The organism is Micromonospora sp. NPDC049049 (assembly GCF_040649115.1).
Classification (GTDB): domain Bacteria; phylum Actinomycetota; class Actinomycetes; order Mycobacteriales; family Micromonosporaceae; genus Micromonospora.
Genome location: NZ_JBEZEX010000012.1, coordinates 94,897 through 108,956, shown reverse-complemented (window position 1 = coordinate 108,956; position 14,060 = coordinate 94,897). Strand labels below are relative to the sequence as shown.

Sequence of the window (14,060 nt, the reverse complement as noted above, 5' to 3'; positions counted from 1 at the left end):
AGCCGAACCGGCCCCGCGGGGGTATGCCGCCGGCAGACCCGGCCGGGCCTCCGGCACAACCCGCCGCCCCGCGTACGGCGGGAGAGCCGCCCGGTGCGCGCGGCAGTGCGCCGGAGCCCTCGGCGCCGCCGGCTCCGCGTCAGAGTGAACCGGGCGGTGCCGCCGGCCGTCGACCGGTCGACGGGCCCTGGCCCGGGGAGACGCCGCCAGCGGGTCGTCGCCCGGACAACCGGCCGCCCGCAGCCGGCCCCGCAGCCGGGCAGCCGCCACGCCGAGGCGTTCAGCCGGTGCCCGGCGCCCGCGCTGCCGTACCACAGTCCCCGCCCCCCGCTCGCCCGGGCGGGGGTGACCCGGCCGGCCCGGCGGGGCCTCGTCCGGCACCCGACGCGCCCGGCGGCCCGGCCCGTCCGCGCGGTGCGGCCGCCCCTCCCGGCCCACCCGTGGGCCCACCGACCTCGGGCCCCCCGGCCGGTCGTCGCCCGGACGCCGCCGCTTCGCCGGCCCGTCGTCCGGACGCCGTTGTTCCGCCGGGCCGTCATCAGGACCCCGCCGCACCCGGCGGTCAACCCGACTCCATGCCGCCGCTGCGCCGTCCGGACGCCGGTCCGCCGGTCCGCCGACCCGGCCCGGAGCAACCGGTCGAACCCGGCCGTGCCCGGCCTCCCGCCGGCGGCCCGCCCGCCGGTCGCCGCGCCGCCGGCTCGGCACCCGACCCGACGCAGGTCGCCGGGGCTCCCGCCGCCCCCGGGCCGGCCCGCTTCGACGGTGCGCCGGCTGACGTCGTGCCGTCGGCAGCGGACGGCCTGCGGCCCGACCCCGCCATCGACCGTGACCCGCGTACCGCCCGGCGTCGTCCGGGCCCGGCCGACCCCGGAGCACCCGAACCCGCCGGGCGCGCGTCCGAGGGCGCCCGTCCGACAGCCGGCGGGCGTCGCCGCGCCGCGGAACCCGACGAGCCGGTCGTGCCCCGCTCGGGGAACGCGCCACCCGTGCCCCGCTCGGGGAACGCGTCGTCGGTGCCCGAGGCGACCGGCGCGCACAGTGGCGCCCTGCCCACCACCGGCCCCGCCGACGGCACCGGTCGCCGCCGGGTCGTCTCCGATGAACCGGAACGCCGAACGCCGCCCAGCGGCGAACCCCGCCCGGACCGGCCGGACCGCCCGGAGCGGCCAGCGGACTGGCTGCGCCAGGCCGGCCGCCTGCCACACACCGACCCGGCCCTCCGAGTGGTCAACCGTCGAGACGGCAGTCCGCCGGCCGGGGGACGCCGTCCGGCGCCGCCCACCGGGCCGGTAGACCTCACCGACCAGGCGTCCGGTCGGCTCGCCGTGCCCGACCCGGCCGCGGAACACACCGCCGCCCGCCGGCCTGCCGGCCCGCCGGTCGACCCCGGCGCGGACGCACCGACCGGTCGTCGCGCCGTCCGGCCCGACGGGTCGGGATCCACCGGAGAGCAGGCCCTGACCTACCCCTCGCCGCCCGGTGACCGGCCCGCCCGTGGGCGGGGCGCTGCGGCGGTGCCCCCCACTCCGGACCCCACTGTTCGGCGCGGCCGTGCCGTGGCGGGGCCCGGCCCGGACGCACCGCCCGCCCCGGATCCGACCGGCCGACGACGACGTGGACCGGCCGAGCCCGGCCCTGACGGTACGGCTGTCCCCGGTCGACCGGGGACAGCGAGCGACAGTGGCGACGACCCCTACGCCGGCGGTCGACCCGGCGTCGGTCCCGCTGCTCGGGGCGCTGCCCGCTCCGTCCCACCCGGGCGGGCCCGCCCCGTTCCGGGCGACGCGCCGGCACCCGGCACCGGGCGCCGTGGCGCCGACGGCCCACCGCGTCCCGGCCCGGGTGGCGATGCGGCACCCCCGGACGCGACCCGTCCGGATGGTCCGGCTCGTGCCGCCGTGCCGCCGGGTGTGGACGGTCCGCCGCGTACCCGTCCAGATGGTCCGGCTCGTGCCGCTGTCCGCCCACCCGGCGGGCAGCCGCCAGCCGACGGCCGGCCCGGTGAGCCCGGCCCGGCCCGTGGTGCTGCGCCGGCCGGGCGACCCATGCCGGCCGACCGCGCCGCCGGCCGCGCCCTGCCGCCGAACCGGGAGCCCGGCCGTGCCGAGCCGAGCGGTGTCGCGCCCGTGCCGCCGCCCGGACGCGCCGGCGAGCCAGTCGGCGTGGCCCGCGCCGCCGCCGCGGTGCCCGCCGCGGCCGGCCCGGTGGACCGGCCGGAACCGGAGCCCTCCGACGGGCCGGCGCTGCGCTCGGCCGGTCAGGACGCGCCGGACGACGACGCCGCACCGAATGCCCGTTCCGAGGAACGCCGACAGACCCGTGAACGACGTCGCCTGCGTGCGGCGGTGTTGGTGCTGGTCAGCGTCGTGCTGCTCGGCGCGGTGCCGCTCTTCTTCGGGCTCCGGACGCTGAGCCGTGACCCGGTCTTCGACAACCTGGACCAGCTCGGCGTGCCCGCCTGGGCGGCCGCGAAGACGGTCGACGACGTCAGCGGCAGCCGCTGGTGCCTGCTCGACTGCCGGCTGCGTGAGCGCACCGTGACCTCGGAGAAGGCGCCCAAGGAGACGGCGCAGGTCTACGAGGACGCGCTGCGGCGGGACGGGTGGCAGCCGTGGAAGGTGAGCCGCTGCCCGGAGCAGGAGACGAAGGGCAGCTACACCTGCTGGCGTCGCGACGAGTTGACCCTCGACCTGTGGGTACGCGAGCCGACCTGTGTGCCGCCGCCGGTGGACGGCGAGCCGGCGACCGTGCCGTCCGGCGACCCGTCGGCCGCTGCGACTGAGTGCACCGGCTCGTTGGTGTCGGTGAAGGTGCGCAATGCGATCGACGACGAGCGGACCAGGCCGCAGCCGACCACCGACCCGTCACTGACCGGTGAGGATCCGTTCCCGACGGTCAGTGCGGATCCGCTGGGTGAGCTGACACCCTCACCGTCCTGAGCCGGTCTCCATCACGGACGGTAGGGTCTGGGGCTGGCGGGCACGCCCGCTACCGGTGAGCGCCGACGGCTCGGCGGCCGGTACGGGTGGCATGGTTGTGCGTTCCGGGGACGTCGGGTCCTGCGGAACTCTGCTTGAGGAGGACAGGCGTGGGCGACATTGGAGCGATAGCGGCGCTGATCGCGGCATCCGCGTTCGCGGTGCTGGTGCTCATCCTGACGCTGCCCATCCTGCGGCTGCGGCACACGGTTGACGCCACCACCCGCATGATCAACGACCTGAACGATCGGACCGCACCGCTGCTCGGTGACGTGAACACCACTGTGAAGAACGTCAACACCGCGCTGGAGCAGGTGCAGATCTCGCTCGACGGTGTGAATCTCCAGCTGGCGAAGGTCGACACCATGACCAGCCACGCGCAGAACGTCACCGCCAACGTCGCCAACCTGGCCACCGTGGTCTCCGCCGCGGCCGCCAACCCCCTGGTGAAGGTGGCCGCGTTCGGCTACGGCGTGCGGAAGGCCGCCGCCGGCCGCCGGCACGCCGAGACCGAGCGCGAGGTACGCGACACCATCAAGCAGCAGCGACGGGCCGCGCGACGCGGCAACAGCTGACCGGCCCGGCGCACCAGGAGGTAGCGGGACATGAGGCGCTTGTTCTGGCTCGGCATCGGGGTGGCCGTCGGTGTGATCGTGGTCCGCAAGGCGACCCGGACCGCGCAGGCGTACACGCCGGCGGGTATCGCCAGCTCGTTGACGGAATCCGCTGGCGGGCTCGTCGAGTCGCTGCGTAGTTTCGTGGAGGACGTCCGGGTCGGGATGGCCGAACGCGAGCAGGAGATCCACCACGCGTTCGCCCAGGGCGAGGCGTTCGACGACAAGTTCGCCGATCTGCGGGAAGACCCGCGAATCGGCGATCGAGAAATCTTTCCGGAGGAACACCAGCGATGAAGACGGCGGAGATCAAGCGGCGGTACCTCGCGCATTTCGAGGCGAATGGGCACGCCGTGGTGCCGTCCGCTCCGCTGCCCGCCATCAGCGATCCGAACCTGCTGTTCGTCAATGCCGGCATGGTGCAGTTCGTGCCGTACTTCCTGGGTCAGCAGACGCCCGCGTACCAGCGGGCGGTGAGTGTGCAGAAGTGCATCCGCACGCCGGACATCGACGAGGTCGGTAAGACGAGCCGGCATGGCACGTTCTTCCAGATGAATGGCAACTTCTCCTTCGGTGACTACTTCAAGGCCGGTGCGATTCCGCTGGCGTGGGAGTTGTCCACGAAGCCGATCGCCGAGGGTGGGTACGGGCTGGATCCGGAGCGGATCTGGCCGACGATCTACCTCGACGACGACGAGGCGTACGAGATCTGGCGGTCGGTGGGTGTGCCGGCGGAGCGGATCGTGCGTCGGGGCAAGGCGGACAACTTCTGGTCGATGGGCATTCCCGGGCCGTGTGGTCCGTCGTCGGAGCTGTTCTACGACCGGGGCCCGGAGTACGGGCGTGAGGGTGGCCCGGCGGTCGACGAGGACCGGTACATGGAGTACTGGAACCTCGTGTTCATGCAGTTCGAGCGCGGGCCGGGCACCAACAAGGAGGACTACCCGATCCTGGGTGACCTGCCGGCGAAGAACATCGACACGGGCATGGGCCTGGAGCGGATGGCGTCGATCCTGCAGGGTGTGGACAACCTGTACGAGATCGACGAGGTCCGGCCGATCCTGGCGCGGGCGGCCGAGCTGACCGGGAAGCGGTACGGGGCGCACTCGGGGCACGTGGCGAGTGAGTCGCACCCGGACGACGTGCGGTTGCGGGTGATCGCGGATCACGTGCGGACGGCGTTGATGCTGATCGGTGACGGGGTGACCCCGTCGAACGAGGGCCGTGGGTACGTGTTGCGGCGCATCATGCGTCGGGCGATCCGGTCGATCCGGTTGCTGGGGTGGCAGGAGCGGGCGTTGCCCGAGCTGCTGCCGGTGGCGCGGGACTGCATGGCGCCGTCGTACCCGGAGTTGGCGACTGACTTCGACCGGATCGCGGACTACGCGTACGCGGAGGAGGAGGCGTTCCTGTCCACGCTGCGGGCGGGAACGACGATCCTGGACACCGCCATCGCGGAGACCCGCACGGCGGGTGGTTCGGCGTTGTCCGGGGCGAAGGCGTTCCAGTTGCACGACACGTACGGCTTCCCGATCGACCTGACCCTGGAGATCGCGGCCGAGCAGGGTCTCACCGTCGACGACGAGGGTTTCCGCCGGTTGATGGCGGACCAGCGGACCCGGGCGAAGGCGGACGCGCAGGCGCGCAAGACCGGGCACGTGGACCTGTCGGCGTACCGGTCGGTGCTCGACTCGGGTGGCCCGGTCACGTTCACCGGCTACAGCGAGGTGTCCCGCGAGTCGACGGTGCGGGCGCTGCTCGGCGCCGACGGTCCGCGCCAGGCGGCCACCGAGGGCGACACCATCGAGCTGGTGCTGGACACCACCCCGTTCTACGCCGAGGGCGGTGGGCAGCAGCCCGACCAGGGCATGATCACGGTTGGTGGCGGGCAGGTCGAGGTGCTCGACGTGCAGCAGCCGGTGCCCGGTCTGATCGTGCACCGTGCTCGGGTGATCCGGGGCGAGGTACGCGCCGGTGAGGCCGGCTTCGCCGAGATCGACACGACTCGGCGTCGGGCGATCTCCCGGTCGCACACCGCCACGCACCTGGTGCACCAGACAATGCGCAATTTCCTCGGGGAGTCGGCCACGCAGGCCGGGTCGCTGAACGCCCCGGGTCGGCTCCGGTTCGACTTCAACACCCCCACGGGGGTGTCGCCGAGCGTCCTGCGTGACGTGGAGCAGCAGGTCAACGAGGTGCTGCTGGCCGACCTGGAGGTGCACGCCTTCATCACCTCGTTGGAGGAGGCGCGGCGCATCGGCGCGATGGCGCTCTTCGGCGAGAAGTACGGCGAGGAGGTGCGGGTCGTCGAGGTGGGTGACTACGCCCGGGAGCTGTGCGGCGGCACGCACGTGGCCCGCTCGGCCCAACTCGGCCTCGTGAAGATCCTCTCCGAGTCGTCGATCGGCTCCGGTGTCCGCCGGGTGGAGGCGCTGGTCGGCATGGACGCCTTCGGCTTCCTGGCCAAGGAGCACCTGTTGGTCTCCCGGTTGGCCGAGCTGTACCGGGTGCCCAACGATCAGGTCGCCGACCGGGTGGAGCAGACCGTCACCCAGCTTCGGGACGCCGAGAAGGAGCTGGAGAAGCTGCGCGCCCAGTTGGTGCTGGGTGGCGCGGCGGCGCTCGCGGCGCAGGCCAAGGACGTGCGCGGGGTCGCGTACGTGGGCACGGAGGCGCCGGAGGGCGCGGCCGGTAACGATGTGCGCACCCTGGCTCAGGAGATCCGCGGCAAGATCGACCCGGCGCGGCCGGCGGTCGTCGCGGTGGCGGCGCGGTCGAACGGCAAGGCGTCCCTGGTGGTCGCGGTCAACGCGGCGGCGCGCAGCCGGGGCCTGGCCGCGTCGGATCTGGTGAAGGCGGCGTTCTCCGGGCGCGGCGGTGGCAGCCCCGATCTGGCCCAGGGCGGCGGTCTGCCCGCGGCCGAGGCGCCGAACCTGCTGCTCACCGTCGAGAAGGCGATTACTGAAGCGTGACCGATCATCACTGTGAGTCAGGGCGGGCCGATTGGTCCGCCCTGGTTCGTACCCGGTCGGGGGTGACCGTCGGTGGCTGAGCTGACGCGCGGTGTGCGGATCGGTGTGGATGTTGGTCAGGTGCGGGTGGGCATCTCCCGCTCGGATCCGGACGGGATCTTGGCAACGCCGCTGGTCACGCTGGCCCGCGATCTCACGGCGGCGCCGGACGCGGTGCCGAGTGACCTCGCCGAGTTGGCCGCGTTGGTGGCCGAGCACGAGGCCGTCGGGGTTGTCGTCGGTCTTCCGGTCAATCTCGCCGGCAAGCATGGCCCTGCGGCCGTCCATGTGAAGGCGTACGCTGACCGACTGGTCGATGTGATAGCGCCTGTCCCGGTAACGCTCACTGACGAGAGGATGTCGACCGTGGTCGCTTCTCGTAGGCTTGCCGAGCGTGGCGTCCGAGGTAAACGTCAACGTGCGGTTGTCGATCAGGCGGCCGCGGTGGAGATCCTGCAGAGCTGGCTGGACGCGCAGCGGAGGCGGACGTAATGATCGACGATCTGGATCTTGGGTTCGACGATGCGGAGCGGGGGGAGAAGGGTCGGCACCGGCGCGGCTTCCGCAAGCGCAAGAGCGGGTCCGGCGGCGGCCGGGGCAAGACGTTCCTGGCTCTGCTGATGGCCCTGCTCCTGTTGGGCGGCATCGGCGGTGGCGCGTTCTACGGCTTCGACCGTATCCAGAACTACTTCGTCACCCCCGACTACGACGGTGGCGGGGCTGGTGAGATCACCGTCGAGATCAAGAGCGGCGCGCTGCTCGCCGACATGGCCGACGCCCTCGTGGCGGCCGACGTGGTCAAGAGCCAGAAGGCGTTCATCGAGGCGGCCGAGGCCAACTCGCGCAGCAAGAACATCCAGCCGGGCACGTACAAGCTGCGCAAGCAGATGAGCGGCGCGAACGCCGTGACCGCGATGCTCGACCTGAAGAACAAGATCGTCAACGGGCTCACCATCCCCGAGGGCCGCACCAGCTTCAACATCTACAAGCTGCTCTCCGAGAAGACCAAGATCCCGGTCAAGGACTTCCAGGCCGCCGCGAAGGACCCGGAGGGGCTGGGCGTCCCGGACTGGTGGTACACGCGCGGTGACGGCAAGAAGAGCGTCAAGTCCATCGAGGGTTTCCTCTTCCCGGACACCTACGAGATCCCGCCGAAGTCCACCGCCGAGAGCATCCTCAAGCTGATGGTGAACCGTTTCCTGTCGGTGACCGGTGAGATGAAGTTTGCCGACCGGGTGCAGGAGGAACGCAAGGTCAGTCCGTACGAGGCGCTGATCGTGGCCTCGCTGGCCCAGGCCGAGGCGGGCAACAAGGACGACCTCGGGAAGGTCGCCAGGGTCGCCTACAACCGCGCGTACGGCGAGTTCCCGTGCAACTGCCTGGAGATGGACGTCACCGTCAACTACTACCTGGAGTCGATCGGTAAGCCGACCAAGTCGTCCAAGCAGATGACGGCGGCCGAGCTGGACGACCCGAAGAACCCGTACAACCGCAAACTGCGGGGCATGATCCCCACCCCGATCAACAACCCGGGCAAGCAGGCCCTGGAAGGCGCGATGGACACGCCGACCGGCAAGTGGCTCTACTTCGTGGCCATCGACAAGGAAGGCCACTCGGAGTTCGCCGAGACGTACGAGCAGCACCAGCGCAATGAGAACAAGGCTCGGGAGGCCGGGATCATCTGACCGGCCGAATCGCGCCGTAACGGCTCCCTTCCCATTGCGACCGCAATCGTGGTCGTCGCCGGGAAGGGGGCCTTTACGTCTTCAGTCCTGACGCGCAATTACTGCGTCATTGTCAGTGACTCGTGCCGGTCCACGTGCCGGTGCGCGGGTTGAGGAACGTCCACACGCCATTGCTGTTCTGCTTGCGCAGACCGAACGTGCGGTTGTAGCCGTAGTAGAAGTAGCCGGTCTGGGTGCTCGTGTCGAACCCGGTGTTGCGGTTGACAGCGCCGTACGCCTTGCCCCAGGTCTGCGGCCCGACGGAGCCGTCGATGCCGATGTTCATCACGTCCTGCCAGGTCCTGGTCTTGGCGGCGGTGTTGGAGCCGAACTCCCCGTCGATGAAGCTGGTGCCGACGGTGCCGCTCAGGTCGTCGGCCCAGACGATGGCCTGCCAGAGCCGCACGATGTTGCCCGAGCGCACGCAGGAGCTGGAATTGCACAGCTCGTGGTTGTCCGACCAGCTGCCCGCTGCGGCGTCCGCCTTGGCGGGCGCGCCGATCATCAGCGAAAGGCTGAAGGCTGCGGCAATTGCGACCAGGGCACGCAGAATGCGTTTGTTCAAGGGTCCCCCCCATTTTCAGATCGGTCGTACCGTCGCCGAAATGCTTTCACTCCCATCGATGAGCGTCAAGCGCTGGCCGCCTCCGGGCGTGGTCCTCGACTGTGGGTCTCTGGTGGCTCGATCTGCCTGCTGGGTAGGGTCGATCCGAGGGTCCGTGAGGACGGAGACGTGATGCGGAACACGACAGCAGCGCTGGGTGGTGCGGGGTGACCGAGGCGAGCCGTAGGGCCGCGGTGCTGGGCAAGCCGATCGCGCACTCCCTCTCCCCGGTGATCCACACGGCGGGTTACGTCGCCGCCGGGCTGACCGGCTGGTCGTACACCCGGATCGAGTGCGCGGCGGCGGAGCTGCCGGATCTGGTCGCCGGCCTGGGCCCGGAGTGGGCCGGGTTGTCGGTGACCATGCCGGGCAAGGAGGCGGCGCTCGCCGTGGCCGACGCCGCGTCGCCGGTCGCCGCCGCCGTCGGTGCGGCCAACACGTTGGTACGCCGTCCGGACGGCTCCTGGTACGCGGACAACACCGACGTCGCCGGCATGGTGCGGGTGCTCACCGACGCCGGTGTGACAGCCGGTGCCGCCGTGACGGTGCTCGGCGCCGGCGGGACGGCCCGCGCCGCGCTCGCCGCCGCCGCGCAACTGGCCTGCTCGGCGGTGACGGTGGTGGCCCGCCGACCCGAGGCGGTCGACGAGTTGCGCCCGGTGGCGGACGCGGTGGGTGTCGCGCTGACACCCGCTTCGTGGGCCGACGCGCCCCGGCGGCTCGGCACCGCCGACGTGGTCGTCGCCACGGTGCCAAAGGGGGTGGCCGACCCGCTGGCCGGCGCGGTGGCCTGGCGGCCGGGCGCGGTGTTGTTCGACGCGCTCTACGACCCGTGGCCGACGCCGTTGGCGACGGCCGCCGACGCGGCCGGTTGCCGGATCGTCTCCGGTCTGGATCTGCTGCTGGCCCAGGCGGTCGGGCAGTTCGAACAGTTCACCGGCGTGACCGCGCCGAAGGCGGCGATGGCCGCCGCGCTGACTGCCGCTCGCGCCGGCTGACGGACCGAACAGGCAGCCGCAACGTCCTGGAGGCGGCAGCTTTCCACTGGTTCCGTTGACTGCGCGCGTGCTCCACGGGCAAGGTGTGTGGCGGGCTTCGGTCGCGCCCCTGGCCAGAGGCCCTGATTTCCCCGAGGCGGTTCCTTAGCTGACGGTTAAGACGCGCTTACGGAAAACTGTCCTACCTGCCACATGTCCTGGTCATCGATACGCTGCTCACCGTTACGGACGCAGACACAGGGAGTTTCCTTGACCAGGCACGGACTGCACCGCATCGCCCGGTTCCGCTCCGGGCCCCGGCGTAAGGCGATTGCCATCGGCGTGGTCGGCGGTTCGGTGGTGGCCGGCATCGTGGCGACGATGATGCCGCTGCTCGCCAGCGACGACCTGTCGATCCGGGCGGCGGCCGACACCACCGCCACCGCGGTGTCGCAGGACGGTGACAACGCGGCGAAGTCGACGCTGGCCACCTGCGCGACGCGGTGCGACGGCAACCCGCGCGGTGGCCGCGAGGCGGTCATCGAGTTCGCGGTGACCACGGTGCCGTCCACCGCGGTCAACATCCGGGCGACGCTGCGGGTGCACGCCTGGCAGCAGTTCCCCGCCACGGTGACGGCGCACGCCTCGCCGCTGAGCGCCCGCGAGTCGCGGCCGCCGCTGACGTCGGCCGGTGCCGCACTGGACAGCGTGACCAGCGTGTCCAAGGGCTTCAACGAGTGGGACGTCTCCAAACTGGTCACCGGCAACGGCACCTGGACGGTCTCGTTGGCGCAGAGCGGCCTGGAGAGCCGGATCTACTGGGCGTCGGTCGAGAATCGCAACCCGGACCTGCGGCCCAGCCTGCTGATCAGCTACGACCTCGGGTCCCGGCCGTCGCCGCCGTCGTCCACGCGGCCGGCACCGCCGCCGTCGCCGAGCGCGTCGCCGACCACCGCCTCGCCGAAGCCGTCGCCGACCATCGCCCCGACCCGGACGGCGACCCCGAGCGCCAGCGGCACCGTTCCGTCCGGCAAGTGTGGTTCCGTCTCGGACAAGCTCGTCCCGTCCTGTGGCGCCTGGTGGGGCATGTATTCGCCCGCCGGTGCGGCCGGCGGCTGGGACCACGGCAAGGCTGTCACCGATGTGGAGACTCAGGTCGGGCGCAAGTTCGACATCGTGCACCGCTACCACGACTTCTCGAACGCCGGCAGTAACGGCGCCTTCCCCGACATGTACGAGCAGCAGCAGATGCGCGAAGGCCGGCTGATGTTCTTCGCCTGGGAGTCCCGGGACTTCTCCGCAGGTACCACCCTGAAGTGGTCGGACGTCTACGGCGGCAAGCAGGACGGCACCATCGACGCGGTCGCGGGCCGGATCAAGGCCGCCGGTGTGCCGGTCTTCATCGGATTCGACCACGAGCCGGAGGACGAGCCGAACAAGGGCAGCGACGCCGATTTCGTCCGGGCCTGGCGCTACGTCCACGAGCGGTTCGCCAGCGCCGGCGCGACCAACGCGGTCTGGGTCTGGACGATGATGGGCTGGTCCGGGCACTACTCCCGGTACGCCGGCCTGTACCCGGGTGACCGGTACGTCGACTGGGTGGCCTACGACCCGTACAACTTCCACGTCTGCAACGGCAGCACGGTGTGGAAGAGCCCGAGCACGACGGTCGGCGGTTTCTACCGGTGGCTGGACGACAACGGCATCGGCGCGGGCAAGCCTCGGATGCTCGCCGAGTTCGGCACCAACTTCAACTCCGCCGACCTGGGCGCCAAGCAGCGCTGGTTCCAGGATTTCCCGGCGGCGCTGAAGGAGCACCCGAAGATCAAGGCGGCCATCTACTTCAACTCGGCCGGCATGACCAGCCGCACGTCGACCTGCGACATGACGATGAACCACGACGCCGCGGCGGTGGCCGGCTTCGCGAAGGCCGGCCAGGACCCCTACCTGCGGCAACCCACCGGAGGTAACCGCTGACGTTCGAAATGGGCTGACCGGACGACGTTCGCCGGGGGTCGCACAGCCGATCCTCCGGCGTTCTGTCGGCTTGCGGATTCATGCACCGCCCAATCGGCGGATTTTGTTTACCAGGCTGGACGAGGCACGCTACCTCGGGTTCTCATCCAATCTGGAGGCGCAGCGTGCCCAAACTCTCGCACTTGTGGCGTTTTGCAGGACGACGTCGTACTCGGGCGGGGATGGTCGCGTTGGCGATCATCGCCGCAGCTCTGGGCGTGCCCACGACCGCGTCGGCCGCTGTGGTACCGGTCCCGGCCACGGCGACTCTGGTGTCGGCGAACCCCGCCGACACGACCCCGCACGCCCGAGACGGTGAGACCCGTGCCTTCGCGCAGGTGGGCAACACGGTCTTCGTCGGCGGCAGCTTCACCCAGCTCCGGCAGACCGCGAGTTCCGCGTGGGTGACGCAGCGCTACCTCTTCGCGTACGACCGGACCACCGGCACCATGTCGACCACCTTCCTGCCGGTGCTCGACGGCGCGGTCAACACGCTCCTCGCCGGCCCCGGCGGCACGCTGATCGTCGGCGGCACCTTCAAGAACGTCAACGGCGTCTCCCGGAAGAACCTGGTGGCGCTCAACCCGTCGACCGGCGCGATCATCGACAGCTGGGTCGGGCGTTCCGACGGCGGCACCGTCCGTGACCTGGCGCTGCACGGCAACTGGCTGTACGTGGCCGGCGCGTTCAACTGGCTCAACGGCACCGCGCACGCCGGTCTGGGCCGGCTCAACGCGACCACCGGCGCGATCGACCCGAGCTTCAGCATCGACGCCACTGTGGGACGGCACGGCACCACGTCGTACGTCTGGACCATCGACGTCGCGCCGGACGGCGGCACCCTGGTCGTCGGCGGCAACTTCACGCTCGTCAACGACCTGCCGCGCAACCAGATGGCGTTGGTGGACGTCTCCGGGACTCCCACCCTGCTCGACTGGAGCACCGAGAAGTTCACCCCGCCGTGCGCTTCGCCGACGACCTTCGTGCACTACGTGCAGGACGTGAAGTTCGGTGAGGACGGCAGCTGGTTCGTGGTCGGCACCAACGGCGGCGCCGGCTGGCCGACCGCGTACTGCGACGCCCTGGTCCGCTTCGAGACCGCCGCGCGGGGCAGCGGCCTGCTCGCGACCTGGGTCGACTTCACCGGCAACGACACCATCACCTCGGTCGAGGTCGCGGACAACGTCATCTACCTCGGCGGGCACTTCCGTTGGCTCAACAACCCGAACGCCAGCGACAACGCGGGTTCGGGCGCGATCGACCGGCTCGGCATCGCCGCCGTCACTCCGGCGACCGGCATGCCGGTGAACTGGAACCCACGCCGTAGCGGCAGCGCCTCGATGCCGTCGGGCACCAGCAGCTGGGGTTCGTCGGTGCCGGTGCTCTGGCGCGGCTCGGACGGCCTCTACTTCGGGCACAACTCCGATGGCATGGGCGAGGAGTACCACGGCCGGCTCGGTATGTTCCCGCTCGCCGGCGGGCGCACCTTCACCGCGAAGAACCCGCCGTCGGCCACCACCGGCAACCTCTACGTCGGCACCGCCTCGGGCACCGTGGCGAAGGTGCCGTTCAACGGCACCGAGCTGGGCACCGCGACCAGCGTCAGCCAGCCCACGTACACGGCGGCCGGCGCGACGTGGCGGGTGGACGACCGGATCTACTGGTCGCACACGGTGGCCGGCACGCCCACCGGCAGTCGGATCGACATCTCGCTCTTCAACGGGGGCGCGATCGGCTCGCCGTGGGAGGCGTCCGGCTACAACGACTGGTACAACCCGGCGTTGCTGACCGGTGCCTTCTTCCTCGACGGCCGGCTCTACTACACCCGTACCGGGGCCAACAACCTCTACTACCGGTACTTCGAGATCGACGGCAACTACCTCGGTGCCACCGAGTTCGCCCTGCCGACCACGGGCGTGACCTGGTCCACGGTGCGGGGCATGGCCTGGGTGGGCGGCCGGATCGTCTACGGCTCCACCGACGGCACTCTGCGGAGCGTGCCATTCGACCCGACGGCCGCGCCGACGGCGGTGGTCAACGGCACCACGGCGACGGTCATCAGCAGCGCGACGCCCGAGTTGTCCTGGTCTACCCCATCGACATTCTTCTCCGTACAGTAAGGGTCAACCGTTC

General features: G+C 71.2%; 10 protein-coding genes. 9 read left to right on the top strand and 1 reads right to left on the bottom strand.

Going from position 1 to position 14,060, the window contains the following annotated elements; genetic code table 11:
• Window positions 1-2,246: 2,246 nt before the first annotated feature.
• The 6 genes from AB0B68_RS15005 (at window position 2,247) to mltG (ending at window position 8,291) form a co-directional block, all read left to right on the top strand.
• The gene (locus AB0B68_RS15005) at window positions 2,247-2,942 is read left to right on the top strand and encodes a hypothetical protein (RefSeq protein ID WP_357196234.1); all 696 of its coding nucleotides are present in this window, start codon (window positions 2,247-2,249) and stop codon (window positions 2,940-2,942) included.
• A 149-nt stretch (window positions 2,943-3,091) separates the two neighbouring features.
• Entirely contained in the window at window positions 3,092-3,556 is a 465-nt protein-coding gene (locus AB0B68_RS15000) for a DUF948 domain-containing protein (RefSeq protein WP_124823092.1), read from the top strand.
• Between the two features lie 30 nt (window positions 3,557-3,586).
• Window positions 3,587-3,892, top strand: coding sequence for a hypothetical protein (locus tag AB0B68_RS14995; protein ID WP_091401860.1), 306 nt, complete (start codon window positions 3,587-3,589; stop codon window positions 3,890-3,892).
• Window positions 3,889-6,567 carry an alanine--tRNA ligase gene (gene alaS, locus AB0B68_RS14990; protein ID WP_357260354.1) on the top strand — a complete coding sequence of 893 codons (2,679 nt, stop codon included), beginning with the start codon at window positions 3,889-3,891 and terminating at the stop codon, window positions 6,565-6,567. Before AB0B68_RS14995 ends, alaS begins: the two co-directional genes overlap by 4 nt.
• 72 nt (window positions 6,568-6,639) lie before the next feature.
• Window positions 6,640-7,098, top strand: coding sequence for a Holliday junction resolvase RuvX (ruvX, locus tag AB0B68_RS14985; protein ID WP_184184558.1), 459 nt, complete (start codon window positions 6,640-6,642; stop codon window positions 7,096-7,098).
• Window positions 7,098-8,291 carry an endolytic transglycosylase MltG gene (gene mltG, locus AB0B68_RS14980; RefSeq protein WP_357260351.1) on the top strand — a complete coding sequence of 398 codons (1,194 nt, stop codon included), beginning with the start codon at window positions 7,098-7,100 and terminating at the stop codon, window positions 8,289-8,291. The genes ruvX and mltG overlap by 1 nt, the downstream gene beginning before the upstream one ends.
• Window positions 8,292-8,403: 112 nt before the next feature.
• Here mltG and AB0B68_RS14975 read toward each other — a convergent pair whose 3' ends face one another.
• Entirely contained in the window at window positions 8,404-8,835 is a 432-nt protein-coding gene (locus AB0B68_RS14975; protein ID WP_357196159.1) for a peptidoglycan-binding protein, read from the bottom strand.
• A 266-nt stretch (window positions 8,836-9,101) separates the two neighbouring features.
• On the opposite strand from AB0B68_RS14975, the gene AB0B68_RS14970 reads away from it, so the two are divergent.
• From AB0B68_RS14970 to AB0B68_RS14960, 3 genes are all read left to right on the top strand, one after another.
• Window positions 9,102-9,932, top strand: a complete 831-nt coding sequence (locus AB0B68_RS14970; RefSeq protein WP_357260348.1) for a shikimate dehydrogenase — start codon at window positions 9,102-9,104, stop codon at window positions 9,930-9,932.
• A gap of 249 nt (window positions 9,933-10,181) precedes the next feature.
• Complete coding sequence (locus AB0B68_RS14965; RefSeq protein WP_357196165.1) at window positions 10,182-11,888, top strand: glycoside hydrolase; 1,707 nt, start codon at window positions 10,182-10,184, stop codon at window positions 11,886-11,888.
• A gap of 221 nt (window positions 11,889-12,109) precedes the next feature.
• A complete protein-coding gene (locus tag AB0B68_RS14960; RefSeq protein ID WP_357196168.1) occupies window positions 12,110-14,047 on the top strand; it encodes a hypothetical protein in 1,938 nt (645 codons plus the stop codon).
• Window positions 14,048-14,060: the final 13 nt, after the last annotated feature.

Bases quoted from the DNA above. Each gene is read 5' to 3' on its own strand.
- alaS (WP_357260354.1), top strand. From the start codon at position 3,889: ATGAAGACGGCGGAGATCAAGCGGCGGTACCTCGCGCATTTCGAGGCG.
- AB0B68_RS14975 (WP_357196159.1), bottom strand. From the start codon at position 8,835: ATGATCGGCGCGCCCGCCAAGGCGGACGCCGCAGCGGGCAGCTGGTCG.
- AB0B68_RS14960 (WP_357196168.1), top strand. From the start codon at position 12,110: ATGGTCGCGTTGGCGATCATCGCCGCAGCTCTGGGCGTGCCCACGACC.
- mltG (WP_357260351.1), top strand. From the start codon at position 7,098: ATGATCGACGATCTGGATCTTGGGTTCGACGATGCGGAGCGGGGGGAG.
- AB0B68_RS14995 (WP_091401860.1), top strand. From the start codon at position 3,587: ATGAGGCGCTTGTTCTGGCTCGGCATCGGGGTGGCCGTCGGTGTGATC.